The sequence below is a fragment of the Aliagarivorans marinus DSM 23064 genome, assembly GCF_000429485.1.
Lineage (GTDB): Bacteria > Pseudomonadota > Gammaproteobacteria > Enterobacterales > Celerinatantimonadaceae > Aliagarivorans > Aliagarivorans marinus.
In genome coordinates, this window is sequence record NZ_AUBY01000009.1 from 51076 (window position 1) to 70576 (window position 19501).

18 protein-coding genes are annotated in these 19501 nt (G+C 53.2%); 15 read left to right on the forward strand and 3 right to left on the reverse strand.

All coding sequences use genetic code 11. The features are described 5' to 3' along the window. The first annotated feature begins 104 nt into the window (after positions 1-104). The 3 genes from rimO to G461_RS0102090 all read left to right on the forward strand — a co-directional run bounded on the left by rimO (position 105) and on the right by G461_RS0102090 (position 4023). Entirely contained in the window at positions 105-1511 is a 1407-nt protein-coding gene (rimO, locus tag G461_RS0102080) for a 30S ribosomal protein S12 methylthiotransferase RimO (RefSeq protein WP_026970581.1), read from the forward strand. A 204-nt stretch (positions 1512-1715) separates the two neighbouring features. Continuing rightward, positions 1716-2696, forward strand: coding sequence for an ABC transporter substrate-binding protein (locus G461_RS0102085; RefSeq protein WP_026970582.1), 981 nt, complete (start codon positions 1716-1718; stop codon positions 2694-2696). Between the two features lie 208 nt (positions 2697-2904). Continuing rightward, complete coding sequence (locus G461_RS0102090; RefSeq protein ID WP_026970583.1) at positions 2905-4023, forward strand: helix-turn-helix transcriptional regulator; 1119 nt, start codon at positions 2905-2907, stop codon at positions 4021-4023. Between the two features lie 10 nt (positions 4024-4033). On the opposite strand, the gene G461_RS0102095 is transcribed toward G461_RS0102090, so the two are convergent. Continuing rightward, on the reverse strand, positions 4034-4534 hold the full coding sequence (locus tag G461_RS0102095; protein ID WP_342664359.1) for a MarR family winged helix-turn-helix transcriptional regulator: 501 nt from the start codon (positions 4532-4534) through the stop codon (positions 4034-4036). Positions 4535-4659: 125 nt separating this feature from the next. Here G461_RS0102095 and G461_RS0102100 point away from each other — a divergent pair, with 125 nt between their 5' ends. The 8 genes from G461_RS0102100 to G461_RS0102135 all read left to right on the forward strand — a co-directional run bounded on the left by G461_RS0102100 (position 4660) and on the right by G461_RS0102135 (position 11952). Next, positions 4660-5652 carry an ABC transporter substrate-binding protein gene (locus tag G461_RS0102100; RefSeq protein WP_026970585.1) on the forward strand — a complete coding sequence of 331 codons (993 nt, stop codon included), beginning with the start codon at positions 4660-4662 and terminating at the stop codon, positions 5650-5652. Positions 5653-5719: 67 nt separating this feature from the next. Then, on the forward strand, positions 5720-6619 hold the full coding sequence (locus G461_RS0102105) for an ABC transporter permease (protein WP_026957458.1): 900 nt from the start codon (positions 5720-5722) through the stop codon (positions 6617-6619). Continuing rightward, positions 6612-7856 (forward strand): quaternary amine ABC transporter ATP-binding protein, encoded by a 1245-nt coding sequence (locus G461_RS0102110; RefSeq protein ID WP_026970586.1) that lies wholly within the window; start codon positions 6612-6614, stop codon positions 7854-7856. The genes G461_RS0102105 and G461_RS0102110 overlap by 8 nt, the downstream gene beginning before the upstream one ends. A gap of 208 nt (positions 7857-8064) precedes the next feature. Next, the gene (locus G461_RS0102115; protein WP_026970587.1) at positions 8065-9045 is read left to right on the forward strand and encodes a glycine betaine ABC transporter substrate-binding protein; all 981 of its coding nucleotides are present in this window, start codon (positions 8065-8067) and stop codon (positions 9043-9045) included. An 84-nt stretch (positions 9046-9129) separates the two neighbouring features. Beyond that, entirely contained in the window at positions 9130-10086 is a 957-nt protein-coding gene (locus tag G461_RS0102120; RefSeq protein WP_051333298.1) for an alpha/beta hydrolase, read from the forward strand. A 10-nt stretch (positions 10087-10096) separates the two neighbouring features. Beyond that, positions 10097-10342 (forward strand): DUF2164 domain-containing protein, encoded by a 246-nt coding sequence (locus G461_RS0102125; protein WP_026970589.1) that lies wholly within the window; start codon positions 10097-10099, stop codon positions 10340-10342. Between the two features lie 10 nt (positions 10343-10352). Beyond that, entirely contained in the window at positions 10353-11042 is a 690-nt protein-coding gene (locus G461_RS0102130) for an aspartate/glutamate racemase family protein (protein WP_026970590.1), read from the forward strand. Between the two features lie 46 nt (positions 11043-11088). Next, the gene (locus G461_RS0102135; protein WP_051333299.1) at positions 11089-11952 is read left to right on the forward strand and encodes a DMT family transporter; all 864 of its coding nucleotides are present in this window, start codon (positions 11089-11091) and stop codon (positions 11950-11952) included. Positions 11953-11970: 18 nt separating this feature from the next. On the opposite strand, the gene phrB is transcribed toward G461_RS0102135, so the two are convergent. Beyond that, on the reverse strand, positions 11971-13368 hold the full coding sequence (gene phrB / locus G461_RS0102140) for a deoxyribodipyrimidine photo-lyase (RefSeq protein ID WP_026970592.1): 1398 nt from the start codon (positions 13366-13368) through the stop codon (positions 11971-11973). Between the two features lie 820 nt (positions 13369-14188). On the opposite strand from phrB, the gene G461_RS0102145 reads away from it, so the two are divergent. The 4 genes from G461_RS0102145 to phaC all read left to right on the forward strand — a co-directional run bounded on the left by G461_RS0102145 (position 14189) and on the right by phaC (position 18487). After that, entirely contained in the window at positions 14189-14935 is a 747-nt protein-coding gene (locus G461_RS0102145; protein ID WP_026970593.1) for an SDR family oxidoreductase, read from the forward strand. 14 nt (positions 14936-14949) lie between these two features. Next, complete coding sequence (locus G461_RS0102150; protein WP_026970594.1) at positions 14950-16155, forward strand: acetyl-CoA C-acetyltransferase; 1206 nt, start codon at positions 14950-14952, stop codon at positions 16153-16155. Positions 16156-16206: 51 nt separating this feature from the next. After that, on the forward strand, positions 16207-16557 hold the full coding sequence (locus G461_RS0102155; RefSeq protein ID WP_026970595.1) for a phasin family protein: 351 nt from the start codon (positions 16207-16209) through the stop codon (positions 16555-16557). Between the two features lie 115 nt (positions 16558-16672). After that, positions 16673-18487: a class I poly(R)-hydroxyalkanoic acid synthase gene (phaC, locus tag G461_RS0102160; RefSeq protein WP_026970596.1), complete on the forward strand. Its 1815-nt coding sequence runs from the start codon at positions 16673-16675 to the stop codon at positions 18485-18487. Positions 18488-18559: 72 nt separating this feature from the next. On the opposite strand, the gene fabG is transcribed toward phaC, so the two are convergent. Next, complete coding sequence (gene fabG / locus G461_RS0102165) at positions 18560-19291, reverse strand: 3-oxoacyl-ACP reductase FabG (protein ID WP_026970597.1); 732 nt, start codon at positions 19289-19291, stop codon at positions 18560-18562. Positions 19292-19501: the final 210 nt, after the last annotated feature.

The following is a 19501-nucleotide window of genomic DNA, read 5'->3' on the forward strand; positions in this document are numbered from 1 at the left end:
TAATCCGCGGCCCGGATTACCTTGTTTAGTGTGGGATCTCCTGGCTGGGATTTCGCTTCAACAATGGACTTATTGAACCCTCAAGGCGCAAACCAAGGTGCGATATGACAGTAAATACCTTTGACCCTAAACAGAGCGTGAGCGAAGGTGCGCAGATCGATGTGCAGGACTCCGTGCTGGCTGATCCTTCTCGTCCCGGCGGCCAGCGTATCGGCTTTATCAGCCTGGGCTGTCCCAAGAACTTGGTGGATTCAGAGCGTATCCTTACCCAGCTGCGTACCGAGGGCTATGAGGTGGTCAACACCTACAACGACGCCGATTTGGTGATTGTGAACACCTGTGGCTTTATCGACAGTGCGGTGGAAGAGTCGCTGGATACTATCGGTGAGGCGATGGCGGAAAACGGCAAGGTGATCGTGACCGGCTGTTTGGGCGCGAAAGAAGATGAAATCCGCCAAGTGTTCCCGAATGTACTGGGGATTACCGGCCCGCACGCCTACGAGAATGTGCTGGAGCAGGTGCATGAGTTTTTGCCTAAGCCGGAGCACAATCCTTTTACCCAACTCGTGCCGGATATCGGGGTAAAACTGACCCCGCGTCATTTTGCCTATCTGAAGATCTCAGAGGGCTGTAACCACCGTTGTACCTTCTGCATTATCCCTTCGTTCCGTGGCGATCTGGAAAGTCGTGCGATTGGCGAGATCCTTGATGAGGCGCAGCGCCTCAAGGCTTCTGGGGTGAAAGAACTGTTGGTGATCTCGCAAGACACCAGCGCCTACGGCGTGGATACCAAGCATCGCACCGGCTTTTGGAATGGCATGCCAGTGAAGACTCAGCTCAAAGCGCTGTGTGAAAAGCTCAGCGAGATGGGAATTTGGGTGCGCCTGCACTACGTGTATCCATATCCGAACGTAGACGAGATCATCCCACTGATGGCTGAAGGTAAGATCCTGCCTTATCTGGATATTCCCTTCCAACATGCCAGCCCGAAAATCCTTAAGGCGATGAAGCGTCCCGGCCAAGCCGAGCGGGTGTTGGAGCGTATCAAGAAATGGCGCGAGATCTGTCCCGAGTTGGTACTGCGTTCCACCTTTATCGTTGGCTTCCCGGGCGAGACTGAAGAAGACTTCCAGTTGCTGCTGGATTGGCTGCGTGAAGCGCAGCTAGACCGCGTCGGCTGTTTTGCTTATAGCCCGGTGGAGGGCGCTGCCGCCAATGAACTGGCTGATCAGGTGCCGGAAGAGATCAAAGAAGAGCGTTTGGCGCGCTTTATGGACGTGCAAAAAGCCATCAGTCGCGACAAGTTAGCAAAACGTGTTGGGCAGAGCATGACGGTGCTTATCGACGAGGAGGACGAAGAGGGCGCGATTGCTCGCTCCTACGCCGATGCCCCCGAGATTGATGGCATGGTCTACCTTAACGGCGAGACCGAGTTGCAGGTGGGGGATTTTGTGGAAGTGACCATCACCCACAGCGACGACTACGACTTGTGGGCTGAGCTCAAGCGATAAGCAAGGGCATGTAAAAACACTGAAGCGGCGCTTACGCCGCTTTTTTTGTGCCAGTGCGTGAGCGCGGTCAGGTTCCCACAGTTTCAGTGGCTTAGCTGGGCTACCATTGCTGTGCGAAAGTGCTAAATTGAGCTTGTCTCAGGCGCTAGCCTGAGCACCATCAAACAGGGATACCGTTGTGTTATTTGCAAGGAGAAGCAAATCATGAAGCTAGGTTATCTTGCGTTACTTCCGTTGGCTCTGAGCGCGCAGGCTCAAGAGTGTGGCACCGTCACTATTGCTGAGATGAACTGGGGTTCAGCCAGTTTTCTGGCCAATATGGACCGCTTTATCTTAGAACACGGTTTTGGCTGCGAGGCCGAACTCGTACCCGGCGATACCATGCCCACCACCACCTCAATGGTCGAAAAAGGCCAGCCGGATATCGCCCCTGAACTGTGGACTAACTCGGCCAAAGAAGCGCTGGCCCGTGGAGTGGACGAGCAGCGGCTGCGCTTTGCGGGTAATTCGCTGTCAGACGGCGGCGAAGAGGGCTTTTGGGTGCCGCAGTACCTGTTTGAGCAATACCCCGAGATGGCCAAGATTGAAGGCGTGCTTAAACACCGTGCGCTGTTTGAGCATCCTGAATCTGACGACCTGTCCGCCTTCTATGGCTGCCCTGCGGGTTGGACCTGCCAGATCACCGTGGAGCATCTGTTTAACGCCCTAAACCTTGAGGATGCCGGCTTCGAGATTATCGACCCTGGCTCGGGTGCTGGCTTAGCAGGCTCCATCGCCAAGGCGTATGAGCGCCAAGAGCCATGGTTTGGTTACTATTGGGCGCCCACCTCCGTGTTAGGCAAGTACCCGATGGTGAAGGTCGATTTCGGTTCTGGCATCGACTTTGAGGAGTATGTGGACTGCACCACTCAAGTGGAGTGTGAGAACCCTAAAGTGACCATGTATCCACCTTCCGCGGTGCATACGGTGACCACCGAGCGCTTTGCCAGTCAAGCGCCTGAGGCCTATAAATACATCGCCACCCGCAGCTTCCCCAATGCCTTTATGAATGGCTTGCTGGCTTGGATGGAAGACAATCAGGCCGATGGTGAGGAGGCGATGTATTACTTTATGGAGTCTTATCCTGAGATGTGGCAAGCCTGGCTGGACCCGGCCATCGCCAAACAAGTGGCTGATGCGCTGTAGCTAGGATCTCATCGGTTAGCAGGCACAGCCTGTTAACCGCTGCTTGTGCTCCTCTGGCTAACCCCCTACTGATCTCCCTACTGTCCTTCCTGCTTCTCGCCTCTCACGTCGATTGATAAAAATATTATGTAATTGTGATGCGTGGCTTGAAAGCTCAATAAAGCGGTTGATACTAGATGTAAGCAAATATTGAGATAGGCAAGGGAGCATGCCGCATATCAACGGAACTGAGCTGTCGTCACTGATAGGGGATATCTACGATTGCGCGATTAGCGGTAATTGGAAGGACTTACTTGAGCGGCTGCGCATTGTCATGGGGTCGAACAAGGCCTTTTTTGCGCTGTGGAATGCCCCCGACAATGACATGATAAGCTTCGAGATGGTCACCGATTTTGACTATGACCCGGCGGTAATGGAGTGCTATCTACAGCGTTTTCCGGAAGACCCGTGGTATCAGTCTTCTCTGGCCAAACTAGAGGGAGAGATTAACCGTTTCTCTGACGAGATACCCATCGAGCAAATCCAAACCCTTAGTATTTATCAAGATGTGTTTGTACCAATGAAGACCCACCATTGTGTTGGGGCAACCGTGGTGCGCGACGGGGTCCACGATGGCTATGTGGTGTTTAATCGCGGCGCCGACTCCCCAGCCTACGATGAACGCGATCTCGCCTTTTTAGCCCAAGTCACCCCCCATTTGCGCAGAGCCGCCAACATCCATACCCAACTCAAACTCGCCCAGAACCATGCCAACATCCTCACCACCATCTCTCAGGCGACCCGCAACGGCCTGCTGGTATGTGACGAGTCGGGCCGCATCCTGTCGATGAACCCCGCCGCACAACAGCTACTGACCGATAGCCACCACTTGGTGGACGACAGCACAACGCTCAGCTTACATACCCCTTATCTCAACAAGCGCCTCAGAGCCATGCTCAAGCAGAACTGTTTCTTCCAAGGTGATGCGGAGCAATCGCTATTGCTGGAAGGGCATGAGGACAGTGCCGATATCTTGATTGGCCTAAGCCCGCTCAAAGACAAGTATTTTGGCCGCCAAGAGGCGCAGGCCTGTTGCTTGGTCACCCTCAGCGCCGACGATGCACTGAACTGGGATGCTATCAATCAGGAGTATGAGTTAACCCCACGGGAAGTAGAGCTGCTGCAGTGGATCTACAAGCGCAAAAGTGTGTCTTGTCTGGCCGACGAGATGGGGATTAAGGTCACCACCGCGCGCTCGTATATTCAGAACATCTACAAGAAGCTGCACGTCAGTACCCAGATGGACCTGATGGTGAAGCTCAGCCAGTTTAAAAGCGGTTTGCTTTAGGGCCTGTTTATTAACGCTGTAGATCTTTGTTAGGCGCTTCGATATCCAGCAGCGGTGCAGCATCAATGGCGGTGGCGTCCATCATCTGGGCAACCTGCTGTAGCGAGCTGAGGATCTGGGTTTTGTTCCACTCCTCGAGAGACTCAAACTTATCGATAAACTCTTCGTGAAGCAGTGGCGGCACGGTTTCGAGCAGCGAGGTGGCCAGCTCGGTAAGGCGGGCGTTTACGATACGGCGGTCTTGAGTACTGCGCTGGCGAATCACCAACTGGCGTTCCTCCAAGCGATTAAGGATGGTGGTGACGGTTGCCGGGCTCAGCGATACATGGTGGGAGATGGTCTTCACGGTTACGTCGCCCAGCTCTTCGATGGCACGTAGCACCATCACCTGAGGAATGGTCATGCCACAGGCTTTTACGATGCGTTTTGACTGCAGATCGGTGGCGCGAATGATGCGGCGTAGTGAGATCAACACCTCTTGCCAGTATTGGCTGTTTTCCATTAATTCCATCTCAAGTACTTAAGTTGGCTAATATTAATCGAGACGAGAGGTTTTGGTACAGCTCAAATGGTTTGAGATCTAATTATTTGAGCTGTATGGTAATTAACGATATTTTTGCAATGGAGATGCAAGTAATGAAACTACGCTATTTAGCCTTGGTACCTTTGGCCTTTGGTGCTCACGCCGCACAAGCAAGTGAGTGCGGAGCGGTCACGATTGCCGAGATGAATTGGAACTCTGCCAGTTTAATCGCCAATATTGATCGCTTTATTCTGGAGCATGGCTTTGGCTGCGAGGCTGAGCTGGTGCCCGGAGATACCATGCCCACTGGTACCTCGATGATCGAGAAAGGTCAGCCCGATATCGCCCCTGAGATGTGGTCTAACTCCATGAAAGAGGCTCTCGAGCAAGGCGTTGAAGAAGGGCGCTTACGCTTCGCGGGCAAGTCGCTTTCGGATGGCGGTGAAGAGGGCTTCTGGGTGCCCAAGTACCTCGTCGAGCAATATCCTGAACTGGCTACCATTGAAGGCGTTAAGCAACATGCCAAGTTGTTTGAGCACCCAGAAACCGATGAAGTGGCCGGTTTCTATGGTTGTCCAGCGGGTTGGAACTGCCAGATCAGTTCCGGCAACCTGTTCCGTGCTTTGGGCTTGGAAGAAGCGGGTTTTGAGATGATCGATCCTGGCTCGAGTGCAGGCCTGGCGGGCTCGATAGCCAAGGCCTATGAGCGTGAGCAAGGCTGGTTTGGTTACTATTGGGCGCCTACCGCGGTACTGGGTAAATACGAGATGGTTAAGGTCGACTTTGGCTCGGGTGTAGACGAAGAAGAGTTCGTTGAGTGTACCACTGCCGAAGAGTGTGAAGACCCCAAAGTCACCATGTACCCGCCGTCGCCGGTGCATACCTTGACCACAGAAAGCTTTGCCAGCAAGTCCCCCACTGCATTTGCTTACATTTCCAGTCGCAGTTTCCCGAATGCTCAGATGAACTCGCTATTGGCGTGGATGGAAGATAACCAAGCCACTGGTGAAGATACCATGTACTACTTCATGGAAACCTACCCAGATGTTTGGAAGGCTTGGCTTAGCCCTGAGGTATCCGAACAAGTAGCGGCTGCGCTGCGTTAATACTACATAGGATGTACTGAAGGAGCCTTTGCTCCTTCAGCGTGTAAGTAAGAAAGGACAACTTGATATGGCTGACAACTCCTGGCTCACTAGCTTCCCGAAAATGGAGCGTGGTGAGCTTGCTGCTATCCGCAAAACCTTGGATGGTGCCTACCGACAATTCTCGCGCGATTATGGCGAGAGCATCGAGGCCTTCTTTGAGCCTCTATTATCTTTTTTAGTGTGGTTTGAGCGATTACTGCTGGCGACTCCTTGGTGGATCGTATTAGCGGCAGTTGCAGCGCTTGTTTATGCTGCCAGCCGATCTTGGAAACTCTGCGTGGGCAGTATCGTTTCGTTGCTGCTGATTGGTTATCTCGGCATGTGGGACGACACCATGCGCACCCTCAGCATTATCACCGTGTGTACCTTGTTGGCGATTGTATTGGGTATTCCCATCGGTATCGCCATGGCCCGCTCTAATCGGACCCAGTCGATTGTTACTCCGATGCTGGACATTATGCAGACCATGCCAGCCTTCGTTTACCTGATCCCGGTGGTCATGCTGCTAGGTATCGGCAAGATCCCAGGCCTGATTGCGGTGGTTATCTATGCCATTCCGCCGGTGATTCGCCTGACAAACTTGGGGATTAGGCTGGTGGACCGTGAAGTTCTCGAGGCAGCTACTGCCTTTGGCGCTAATCCTCGACAACGTCTGCTCGGGGTGCAGTTGCCGCTGGCGATGCCGACTATTATGGCGGGCATCAACCAGACCATTATGATGGCGCTGTCGATGGTGGTGATTGCCTCGATGATCGGTGTGAAAGGCTTGGGCCAGCCAGTGCTCAAGTCGATTACCAACCAATACTTTACCTTGGGGCTGTTGAATGGCCTGGCGATTGTCGCCTTGGCGATTATCTTCGACCGGGTATCGCAGGCCTACGCCAAACGCACCCAAGCGCACTTGGGAGGGCTACAGCATGACTAAGCCGCTGATTGAAGTTAAAGGCCTCTACAAGGTATTCGGTAGCCAGCCTCAGAAAGTGTTACCGCGGGTTAAGCAAGGGCAGAGCAAAGACCAGATCTTGGCTGAAACGGGCCACACGGTGGGCCTTAAAGAGATCGACCTGCACATCAACAAAGGTGAGATCTTTGTGATTATGGGGCTATCCGGCTCCGGTAAGTCGACCCTGATCCGTCACTTTAACCGCCTAATCGAGCCCAGCGAGGGCGAGATCTGGGTGGACGGCACCGATGTGATGAAGCTTAGCCAAGGTCAGCTGCAGGAGTTTCGCCGACATAAGATGTCGATGGTATTCCAGCGCTTTGGCCTGCTACCACACCGTAACGTGCTGGATAACGTGGCATACGGCTTGGAGATCCAAGGCATCGAAAAGGCCCATCGACAGAAAGTCGCGGGAGAGTGGCTGGAAACGGTGGGGCTCAATGGCTATGCCGCCCAGTTCCCATCGCAGCTCTCCGGTGGTCAGCAGCAACGGGTAGGTTTGGCTCGCGCCTTAGCAACCGATGCCGAAATCCTGCTAATGGATGAGGCCTTCTCGGCGCTCGACCCGTTAATCCGCAGTGAGATGCAAGACCAACTGATCGAGCTGCAAAGCAGCTTGCACAAAACCATCATCTTTATCACCCATGACCTCGACGAAGCACTTCGTTTGGGCGATCGCATCGCCATTCTTAAAGATGGCGCCCTGGTGCAGCAGGGTACTCCCGATGAGATCTTGCTACACCCGGCCGATGATTATGTAGAGGCCTTCGTCAAAGACGTAAACCGGGCCCGGGCACTGACGGTGGAAACCGTAATGAAGCCGCCGGTTAGCCGCATCACCGCCGAAACCTTGGGCGAAGCCTTGAGTCAGATGAAGCGTCTGAAGGATGACTATGCCTACCATGTGACCGAGGAAGGCTATCAGGGGGTGCTGACACAAGAGGGGTTGGAGCAGGTGAACAAGTCGCTGCATCAGCAGGAGATCTCTGAAGAGGTCTACGAAGATGTGCCAGTGGTATCACCCGATACGCCGATCGAGCAGATCGTTGGCGATACCATCGAGAGTGATTATTCGCTGCCTGTGGTGGATGACGACGGTAACCTAAAAGGCTTGGTTGCGGCCGAGAATGTGGCAGAGGTGTTTGCTGAGCCAGAATCGAGCGATATCGAGCCTACAGAGGCTGCCAACGAGGAGGAGCCGGAGCCAAAAGCCTCCTAAGCGTGTTGTCTTCAACCTGTTTATGCATAGCGTAAACAGGTTGATTGCTAACGCTTTTATCAGCAACTGACCATTCTCACCCCTTCTCCAATCTTGTTTAGATTCTTTACTCAAAATAATCGACGATCACGCACACAGGCTTGGGAATATCACTCTATAATCGGTGCCAGCTTCAGCTATAGTTGATGCTCTTTTGATGGAGGCAGTAATGGAAAAGTGGTGCATTGGCTTGATGCTCGCGGTACTGGCCGGTACGGCACAGGCATGTGAAAAAGTAACAATTGCGGAAATGGGGTGGAGCTCGGCTAGTGTGGTCGCGCATATTGATCAATATGTCTTAGAACATGGTTTTGGCTGTGAGGTGGAGTTAGTCGATGGCGATACCTTGCCCACCGCGGTGTCGATGCTAACCCAAGGCTTCCCGGATATTGCCCCGGAATACTGGTTGGGTTCGATGAAAACCGCCATCAACAAGGCGGTGATGGACCAGCGGCTGCGCTATGCTGGCGACACCCTATCGGATGGCGGTGAGGAAGGCTTCTGGGTACCGGCCTACCTGGTTGAAAAGCACCCAGAGCTGGCCACCATCGACGGAGTTATCAAGCATGCCAAGCTGTTTAGACCTGATGAGGACGCCAGTCCTACCTTTCATAACTGCCCGTCCGGGTGGAACTGCCAGGTAAGCGGCGCCAACTTGTTCAAAGCGCTACAGCTTGAGCAAGCCGGGTTCGAGTTGGTTGAAGCCGCCTCGGGCACCTTGCTTGCCGACTCTATCTCTTCGGCCTATCAAGAGCAGCGTGGTTGGCTGGGTGTCTACTGGGCGCCGACCGCGGTATTGGGCGAGTATCCGATGGTAAAGGTCGACTTTGGCAGCGGTATCGATGAAAAACACTTTCAGGATTGCATTAGTCGCAGTATTTGTAATGAGGCGCAGCCGACCATGTATCCGCCCACGCCCGTGCTCACCCTAACAACCGGCAGTTTTGCTGAGCGTGAACCGGCTGCGTTCACCTATCTTGAGCAACGCAGCTACAGCAACCCCCAGATGAACCAGTTACTGGCATGGATGGAGCGCAATCAAGCCAGCAGTGAGCAGGCCAGCCGCTACTTCCTCGAGACCAACCCAGAGCTGTGGCAGGCGTGGTTACCCGCCGAGGTGGCTGATGCACTGCGGGCAAGCTTCAATTAAGCCAGAGCGGGTGCTATGTTGAGGCTTTAATCGTCACCATCCTTATCTGAGATGCTGAAATCGAGGTTTGCAAAAGCCAACATCGTGGTCGCTCTGCTGCTTGTCGTAGCTTTACTTGGCCCAAGAGTCGATCTCACTACGCCGAACTCGCGCCCAGCTCTGCCCGTTGAACTCGATGCTCATATTGCCGAGTCAGAAGGGCGCTACCACGATATTGTTGCGGGTACGGAAAAGTACCTGCATTGGCACGCCGAGCCACACGCTCAAACCCCACTGAGTGTGGTCTACCTGCATGGCTTTTCCGCCTCTCGCCAAGAGACTGCGCCACTGAGCGAGAACCTTGCCAAGCATCTTGCTGCCAACCTTTTTGCTACCCGCCTGACCGGTCATGGGCGCAAACACCCCGACGCCATGAGCGAGGGCAGTGTGCAGCGCTGGCTGGAAGACGGCTATGAGGCGCTAGCCGTTGGCGAGGCGATTGGCGAGCGGGTGGTGCTGTTGGGGGTGTCCACTGGCGCAACCATTGCCACTTGGCTTGCCGCCCAAGCGCCCGAGCAATTGGCCGCCTTGGTGCTGATCTCGCCCAACTTTGGCCCCGCTGACTCCGGTGCACGAGCGTTGCTGTGGCCCTGGGGCGAGCAGTTGGCCAAGTTAGTCACTGGTGAGCGGCGTAGCTGGCACGCGCAAAATCCCTTACAGCATCGCTATTGGACCACCTCTTACCCCACTGAGAGCCTGCTGCCGATGATGGGGCTGGTAGAGCTGATAACGCCTGAGCTGCTTGCCAGCGTCGAAGTACCAGTGTTAGTTATCTACTCGCCGTTGGATCAGGTGGTGGACCCGCAAGCCACCGAGCGAGCCTTTCAGCAACTGGCCTCGCCAATTAAACAGCTGACCGCTTATACCGATGCTCGTGACCCCGGGCAGCACGTGTTAGCGGGCAGGGTACTCTCACCCGACTCAACCGAAGCGGTTGAACAGATCATTGAACAGTTTCTTCACCAGAAGGTAAGCTGGGCAACCGCCCTTAACGCCGATTAGGACTCATTGAATGGCAGAGATAACCCTAAGCCCGCAGCGTCGTGCGGCCCTGCTTGAAAAGATAAGCAACTACATGGATCAGGAGCTGGAGCGCCCAGTCGGCCAGTTTGAAGCGGAGTTTCTGCTCGATTTTATTAGTCGTGAGTTGGGCCCCAGCTACTACAACCAAGGCCTGCAAGATGCCCAAGCGGTGGTGCGACAGCGGATCGAGCTGGTGTTGGAAGATATTGAAGCCCAAGAAGTGTATCCGGACTAAAGGAGCAATGATGAAAACCATAGGCATACTCGGTGGAATGAGCTGGGAGTCGACAGTGACGTACTACCAAGGACTCAACCGCGCGGTTAAACAGCGTTTGGGCGGGCTTCACTCGGCCAAGTTGGTGCTGCTCAGTGTCGACTTTGCCGAGATTGAAAGGCTGCAGCATCAGGGCGAGTGGCAACAGCTCGGCGAGCTGCTGGCAGCCAATGCCCGCCAAGTGGAAGCGGCCGGTGCCGAGGGCTTATTGATTGCCACCAATACCATGCACAAGGTTGCTGAGCCCGTCGCTGCAGGTATCGGCATTCCTCTGCTGCACTTGGCAGACGCCACCGCCGAGCATTTGTTGGCGCAGGGTATCCGCCGCGTTGGGCTACTCGGTACTCGCTTTACAATGGAGCAAGCCTTTTACCGTGAGCGGATCGAGGCCCGTGGCATCGAGGTAGTGGTGCCGGATGTGGCCGAGCGCGAACTTGTGCATCGGGTGATCTATGACGAGCTATGTAATGGGCAGATTGTTGATAGCTCCCGCCAAGGCTATCTGCAGATTATCGATAACCTGGCCAAGCAGGGCGCACAGGGGGTGATTCTGGGCTGTACCGAGATAGGCTTGCTGGTGGATGCTCAGCACACCGCAGTGCCGCTGTTTGACACCACCGCGATCCATATCGAGCAAGCGGTGAACTGGGCGTTGGCCTAGTGTCAGCGGCTATGGTGTGACGGCCACAAGAAAGAGAATACCAAAGATGCATCAATCACCCACCCGCATTGCGGCGCTCTTGCTGGCTTTGCTGGCGTTTGCTGGCAACTCTTTACTCACCCGTGCAGCCTTGCTGGAGACCCCCATCGACCCGCTCAGCTTTAGCCTGCTTCGCTTGTATTCTGGTTGTATCACCTTGTTGGTGCTGGCAAGGCTGGTAGGAGGGCGTTCTTTCCCAGAGCAATCCCATGCTGGAAGCCGCTTCGGCGGTGTTGGGCTAATCGCTTACATGCTGTTGTTTACTTTTGCTTATCGGGAGATGTCGACCGCGGTGGGTGCGCTACTGCTGTTCGCCAGCGTACAGATAAGCCTGTGGTTTTGGAGCCGCCTGCAAGGCGAGGGCTACACTCGCCGGGAGGTTGCCGGGGTGATCATCGCCTTTGCTGGGCTAGTGCTGTTACTTGCAAAGGGCTGGAGCACCCCTGCGGTGATGCCGGCTTTGCAAATGGTGGTTGCGGGGATTGCTTGGGCAGGTTATACCCTTGCGGGAAAAGGTGCGGGCGAGCCGCTGCTGATGAGCAGCGGCAACTTTATTTTGGCCTCGCTGCTCAGTTTGCTCGCATTGCCGCTCTATCTGGAGACACCGATGCAACTGGATACCTTGGCGGTCGGCTATGCCCTGCTATCCGGTATGCTCTGCTCGGCGATTGGCTATGCCCTTTGGTACTTTGCGATTGCGCCGATGCGCGCATCTTTGGCCGGAGTGCTGCAGCTAAGTGTGCCGCTGATTGCCGCGCTGATGGGGGCGGCCTACCTGCAAGAAGCCTTGTCGCTTGAGTTGTTACTGTCGATGCTGGTGGTGCTGGTGGGGATCTTATTGGTTATGAATCCGCGATTAAAGCGCGGGTGAGCGATACACGAGAGGCCCCTAAGTGGTGGCCTCTGTGCTGGCTTGCTTGAACATCGCTATCGCATCTAAGCGCGCTTGTTTGTGGTCAACAATCGGCTGCGGGTAGGGGGTGTCGGGCTGCTGCGCTGCTAGCCACTCATGGGGTTGATGAATGTGTTTCGCCGGGACCTCCGCCAGCTCCTCAACCCAGGCCTTGATAAACGCGCCTTCAGGATCGAAGCGCTGCCCTTGGGTGGTTGGGTTAAACACCCGAAAGTAGGGCGCGGCATCCGCACCTGTACTGGCCGCCCATTGCCAACCTCCGTTATTCGCTGCCAAGTCGTAGTCAATGAGCAGCTGGCTGAACCAGCTCTCGCCCACCCGCCAATCGATGTGCAGATCTTTAGTCAGGAAGCTGGCAACAATCATCCGTAATCGGTTGTGCATCCAGCCGCTGCGTTTCAGGCAGCGCATTGCTGCATCGACGATGGGGTAGCCGGTCATCCCTTCTTGCCATGCGCTCAACCCTTGCGGGTTTTGCTTCCAGCGCACTTTTTCGGTGTCGGGCTTAAACGCCTGGCGGGCACCCAGTCGCGGATACTCGTAGAGCAAGTGGCGGTAGAACTCGCGCCAGATTAACTCATTTAACCAAGCAAAGCCGGGTTGGCTGCGCTCAGTTGGCAGTTGTCCGAGGTGCTGCTTGAGTGCTTGTAAACACTGATTAGGGCTTAAGCTGCCTACAGCCAGGTAGGGAGAGAGTTGACTGGTTGCGCTAACGCTAGGGAAATCCCGAGCCCGTTCATAGTCCTCTAAGTATTCAATGCAGAATCGTTTCAAGCGCTGCTGTGCCGCGACTTCGCCTGCAGGCCAGTCAATCTGTTCGGCCACACCGGGGAAGGGCGGTGCACTGGCTTGCTGTTCATCGCACGCTTCGGGGGCGGGGAAACAACTGTAGCCGCACAGGCGCAGTTGCTGCACCCAGGCGCGGCTAAACGGCGTGTACACGTGGTACATCGAGCCGTTAGCGGTGCGAATACTGCCATGTGGTAGCACGCAATCGCCATTAAACAGTTGCAGCGGGACGGAGAGGTGCTGCTCCACGTCGTGGTCACTTCGGCGGCTCTCTATGTCTATCGCATAGTTGGCGAAGTAGCCACTAATCATATTCAGCTGGGCGTGCTGCTCCATGACTTCAGGCAAGCGTTGCTTGGTTTCGCAGGTGAGTACCGAGAACGGTATGCCGCGCACCGCCAATGAGTAGGCCAGTTGATTAATACTTTCTTGGATAAAGCGCTGTTGGTTATTGCTGGGAGAGCGCAGCTCCTGACAATCGACGTAGACAGCGCTGACGCGGTCCGCGTGTTGAAGGGCTTGATAGAGTGCTGGGTTGTCAGTAACTCGCAGGTCTTTCCTGAACCAAACTGTGCCGTGCTTCATCTTGCTACTCCTTAGTGTATGAGTGCACTACGTATCCCTATGCCCGGTTGGTTTACTCAAAGGTCTCACGATAGCGAGACTGTTCAAAGAGTATACAACTGCTCTACTCCTTTAGTGTGATTACAAAATGACAGAGTGCCAGTGTTGACGGCTGTTTGCAGCGAACAGCGCACTAAAAAACTCCACACATTTGGTGGACCAGACCTGCAAAAAGCGAAACTGCTTACTAACAGTAGAACGATCATGCTGTTGCAGATAATTAACTAGTGAATCACTCTGAATTTGGCCCTTCGAATAATTGTTGTCCACTTGGATATTTTGGTTAATCAATTATCAAAATGGTATGACCATTAAACATATTAAATAATCTCTCGCTTAGTATTTTTAATAACTATTTATTATATTGATTGAAATATTACTAGTGTAACATTTGAAGTCTATTTTAATTTTAATAGGTGATTTTAAAACCAAAAAATAATAAGAAACCAGTTTCATGGGAAGGTTTTATTTAGCAGGTATAACTCTATCTTATTGAATTATAAGTTTTTAGATAAATGTTAATAGCTGTGGTGCTCTAGAGTGGCGCTTCATGTCGGTGCAAGGGGCGTCAACTAGAGCAGCAGTTCTATCAAGCCGAGGTGTCATTTAACGATCTCCACCTCGCAACATATCGGTAACATAAGGTAGTTAGCTTCTGAACTTCAAGGTATTGACAATATGTGAAATAGATCATATTGATTTATATCTCACCAGAAAGGGAAAATATCTGGTGGGTGTTGTAAGTGACATTAAATAATAACTAGCGACATGGAGTGGACGAATGGATAACAAACGAGTAGCGGTTATTACCGGTGCCCTAGGTGGCATTGGTAGCGCAACCTGCAAAGCCCTGGTCGAAAGTGGTTTTTTCGTGGTAGCTCTCAGCCGAGGGCGCACTGAGCAACAAATCAACGATTGGTTAGATGAACAGCAAATTGATCGAGCCAGCGTTAGCTTCAAATTTCTCGATATCACCGATAGCCAAGCCTCCGCAGAAGTCATCAAAGAGATCTTCTCAGAGTTCGGTAGTGTCGAGTTGCTAGTCAACAACGCAGGCATCACCCGTGATGGCCTGTTCCGCAAGATGAGCTTCGATAGCTGGTATCAAGTACTGAATACCAACCTGATTAGTCTGTACAGCGTTACGCAGCCTGTGTTTAAGGCGATGTGCGAGCAGGGCCATGGTCGAATTATCAATATTTCGTCCATTAATGGCCTGAAAGGCCAGTTTGGTCAGGTGAACTACTCTGCAGCTAAGGCCGGTATTATCGGCTTCACCAAGGCGCTGGCCCTGGAAGGGGCGGGCAAAGGAGTGACGGTTAATGCCATCGCTCCTGGATACACCGCGACACCGATGGTGACAGCCATCAAGGATGAGGTGTTGGAGCAGATTACCTCTCAGGTGCCGATGAAGCGTCTGGCCTTGCCAGAAGAGATCGCTGGTGCGGTCACCTATTTGGCGAGTGGGCCTGCTGCCTATATCACTGGTGAAACCTTGTCGCTTAACGGCGGCCAATACATGCATTAGTTACAGGAAGGACTATGAAGAAAGTATTGATCGTTGCTGCGAAACGCACCCCCATCGGAAGTTTTGGTGGCGCTCTTAAGTCGGTTGCTGCACCTAAACTGGGTGCGGCAGCTATTCAGGCTGCTTTGGAGCAAGCGGGCCTCAGTGGCAAAGATGTCGATGAAGTCATACTGGGAAATGTTATTGCTGCCGGCCAGGGCATGGGCCCCGGTCGTCAAGCGTCGATCCTTGCAGGCGTGCCCCAAGAAGTTCCGGCTTACACTGTGAACATGATTTGTGGCAGTGGCATGAAGGTGGTGATGGATGCCGCTGCGCACATCAAAGCCGGTGACGCGGAAGTGGTGGTAGCAGCGGGTGCAGAAAACATGTCGCAGATCCCCTACTTGATGAGTGCCAAGCTACGCGATGGCCACAAGATGGGGAGCCTGGAGATGGAAGACGCGCTGATCAAAGACGGTCTCACCGACGCCTTTGGCAAGAAGCACATGGGCTTGCTCACCGAGCAGATCCCCCAGACCTTGGGTATCACCCGTGAGCAGCAAGATGCTTTTGCGCTGAACAGCCAACAACGGGCGGTAGCTGCCGTGGAGTCTGGTCGTTTTGCCGATGAGATTGTGCCAGTGGAAGTGGTGAGCAGACGGCAAACCAAAGTGGTGGATACCGATGAATATCCTAAAGCCGATGCCACTATCGAAAAACTGGCAGGGCTGCGCGCAGCTTTCACCAAAGAAGGCACCATCACCGCCGGTAATGCCTCGGGTCTTAATGACAGTGGCAGTGCGGTGATTCTGGCTTCAGAAGAGGCGGTTGAGCGACTCGGCCTTACTCCGATTGCTGAGCTGGTGAGTTACGCCCAAGCCGGGGTCGACCCTGAATTTATGGGGCTAGGTCCGGTTCCTGCTATTCGCAAGGCACTGCAAAAAGCCGAGCTAAGCTTGGCAGATATGCAGCTGCTGGAGATTAACGAAGCCTTTGCTGGTCAGGCGCTTGGGGTGCTCAAGCAGCTGGAAGAGGAACACGGCCAGTCACAGCAAGAGATGATGGAGCGTTGCAACATGAATGGCGGCGCCATCGCGCTAGGTCATCCTCTTGGGGCGTCAGGAAATCGCATCTTAGTTACCTTGTTGCATGAGATGCAAAAGCAGGGAAGCCAACTGGGGCTGGCTTCTCTGTGTGTTGGGGGTGGTATGGGTACCGCCGTGGTAGTGAAACGTGTGTGATGTTAGCGGAAGCTGCGACTTCCACCTTTAAAACTTAAATGGAGTTAGACCATGTATAGCGAACTATTTAAAACCTTTACCGAGCAAGGCGAGAAAGCCTTCGGTCCAATCACCAACTACAACAAGCTGGTAGTGAAAAACATTGAAGAGCTGACTGCCCTGCAGTTGTCTGCAATGAAAAGCTACACTGACGCTGGTGTTGAGCAACTGAAAGCCGCTTCTGAAATCTCTGATGTGCAAGGCCTGGTTGATTTCAACGTGCAACAAGTTGAAGCCATGACTCGCCTGGGTCAGCAAATGATCGAAGACGGCAAGAAGCTGGCTAAATTGGGCCAAGACTTCAAGAGTGAGCTGGACGAAATGGCTAGCGAAACTCTAGAGAAGGCTTCTCCAGTAGTATAAATAGCACTAGGCTCCATCCGGTATGGCTTCCCGGCTTTCGCTTTGTTGAGTGAGTCGGGAGCCTCTATCTGTTGGGGCCTTCTTGATTTGAGGGACCAACTAGTAGGAGGCGCGCATGCCGTCAACGGAAATTTCATACGGCGAGTTCTTCGAAAAGCTCTGCGAATGTAATGCTCAGCTATTTAAGACCTTTCAAGAAAAATCAACCGTAGATAACCCATTACACAAAGCCATGCTGCAGGTGAATGCCAAGGATCTGGGCACCTTTATGGACGAGGCTTCACGCCAGCCAACCAAGGTGATGCAAACCCAGATGAAGTGGTGGCAAGACCAAATGCAGATCTGGCAAAGCTCATTTCTAAAAGCATCAGACCCCGAAATCGGCAACGTTATTGAACCCGAGAAAGGTGACAAGCGCTTCAAAGACCCAATGTGGAGTGAAGACGCGATGTTTGATGTGATCAAGCAATCCTACCTGCTGCTCGCCAACAATATGTTGGACATGATTAAAAACACAGCAGGCTTGGATGACGATGTTAAAGCTCGCTTGACCTTCTTTACTCGCCAAATGGTTAACGCTGTTGCGCCGACCAACTTTATTGCAACCAACCCAGAACTGTTGCGACTGACCATGGAGCAAAACGGTGCCAACCTGATTAAGGGAATGGAACAGCTGCAAGAAGACCTGCAGACCAGCGCTGAAGTGCTGCGGGTTCGGATGACCAACAAAGATGCCTTCGATGTCGGTAAAGACTTAGCCAGTACGCCCGGTGAGGTGGTGTTCCGCAATGAGCTATTGGAGCTTATCCAATACCACCCGAAAACTGACAAGGTGAAGCTACGACCGATGCTGATCGTGCCGCCTTTCATCAACAAGTACTACATTCTGGACCTGCGCCAGAAGAACTCACTAGTGAACTGGTTGGTCGAGCAGGGCCACACGGTGTTCTTGATCTCCTGGCGTAACCCGGATGTATCAATGGCCGAGGTGGGCTTCGAAGACTACGTGACTCAGGGGATTATCGAGCCTCTGGAGAAAATCGAGCAGTTGACCGGCGAAGCCCATGTTAATGCCTTGGGCTACTGCATTGGCGGCACACTGTTATCGATTGCGATGGCCTACATGGTCAGCAAGCGTATGAAGCAACGGATTAAGAGCGCCACCTTGCTAACCACCATTTTGGACTTCTCGCAGCCGGGTGAGATTGGTGTGTTCATCAACGAGCCGATCGTCAGTGCCCTCGAGATGCAAAATAACGCCATGGGCTTTATGGATGGTCGGGCGCTGGGCGTGAGCTTTAGCTTCTTGCGGGAGAATAGCCTCTACTGGAATTACTATGTAGATAACTACCTCAAGGGCTTGAGTCCAGTGGACTTTGATTTGCTGCACTGGAACAACGATTCCACCAATGTGACCGCAGCTTGCCACAACTTCATCATCCGTGAGCTGTATCTGGAAAACAAACTCACCACGCCAAAAGAGATCAAGATCCATGGCACCGGCATTGACCTAAGTAAGGTCAAAACACCGTGTTACTTCTTGTCGACCCGCGAAGACCATATTGCGGAGTGGAAGACCACCTACAAAGGTAGCCACCTGCTCTCTGCAAACGTGACCTTTGTGTTAGGCGAGTCAGGCCATGTGGCAGGCGTTGTTAACCCTCCTGCAAAAGAAAAATATGGCTACTGGGAAGGTGGCAAGCGGGTGCTGGACTCCGATGAGTGGTTCAACACCGCTGAACACCATGATGGTTCGTGGTGGTTGCACTGGGCCGAGTGGTTGAACAAGCAAGATGAGAAGTCTGAAGATGTCGAGGCACGACAGATTGATAAGGCGAACTCCTTGCAAGCCGCGCCAGGTAGCTATGTGCTGCAGCAACTGCCGATTATGCCGGTAACCGCTGACGCAGAAGAAGCAGAAACAGCGTAGATTGTTAATTGCCAAGAAACAGAAAGGGGCTTTGCGCCCCTTTCTTATTATGTAGTGAATGCTTAAAACGGCTTATAGCACCAAACCACCGTCGATCTTGAGTGTTTGCCCGGTGATAAAGTTGCTTTCATCGCCGGCCAGGAAAGCCACGCCGTTAGCGATATCTTCCGGTTGGCCCAAGCGCTTCAAGGGAGTTTTGGAAACAATGGCATCGAGGATCTTTTCAGGGACCTCTTTCGCCATAGGCGTTTCAACAAAGCCGGGTGCGACACAGTTGGCGCGGACTTTGGCACCTTTGCGGGCGAACTCTTTTGCCCAGCCTTTGGTCATCGAAATCACTCCGCCCTTAGTGGCGGCGTAGTTTGACTGGCCGACGTTACCATCAGTACCGACAATCGATGCGATGGTGATAATTGAGCCAGCATCGTTTTCCATCATTAGTGGTGCGACCGCTCGGGTCATAAAGAACACGCCTTTCAGGTTTACGTCTAACACCAAATCCCACTCTTCTTCACTCATGTTTTGAATCAAGTTGTCGCGGGTGATACCAGCGTTGTTGACCAACACATCTACTCGGCCGTAGCGCTGTTTTACAGTGGCGATGAAGTCGTTGATGGCACCCGCGTCGGTGACGTTAAGCTGAATGGGGTGCACGTTGGTGAAGCGTTGTTCCAGCGCCTTAGCGCCGTCAATGTTCATATCTACGGCGAATACGGCTTCGGCCTGTTGAGTGGCGAACTTGGTGACGATGGCCTCTCCGATTCCTCTTGAGCCGCCGGTGACGATACAGATTTTGTTTTGCATGAATACCTCTACTGCCTACTACCAGAATGCTTGCGTAATCCCTCGATTGAAGGAGGTGAAAATCAGGGCTGAGTCTAGTTGATAAACTTTTGACTTAGACAGGGAAAGCGAAGTATTCGAGTGAAAAATGCTGGTTAACTAGCGATTTTGAGTAAAAGCACAAAAATAATTTGCAGAATAAGGTGTTCTAAGCACATTGTGCGGAACTAT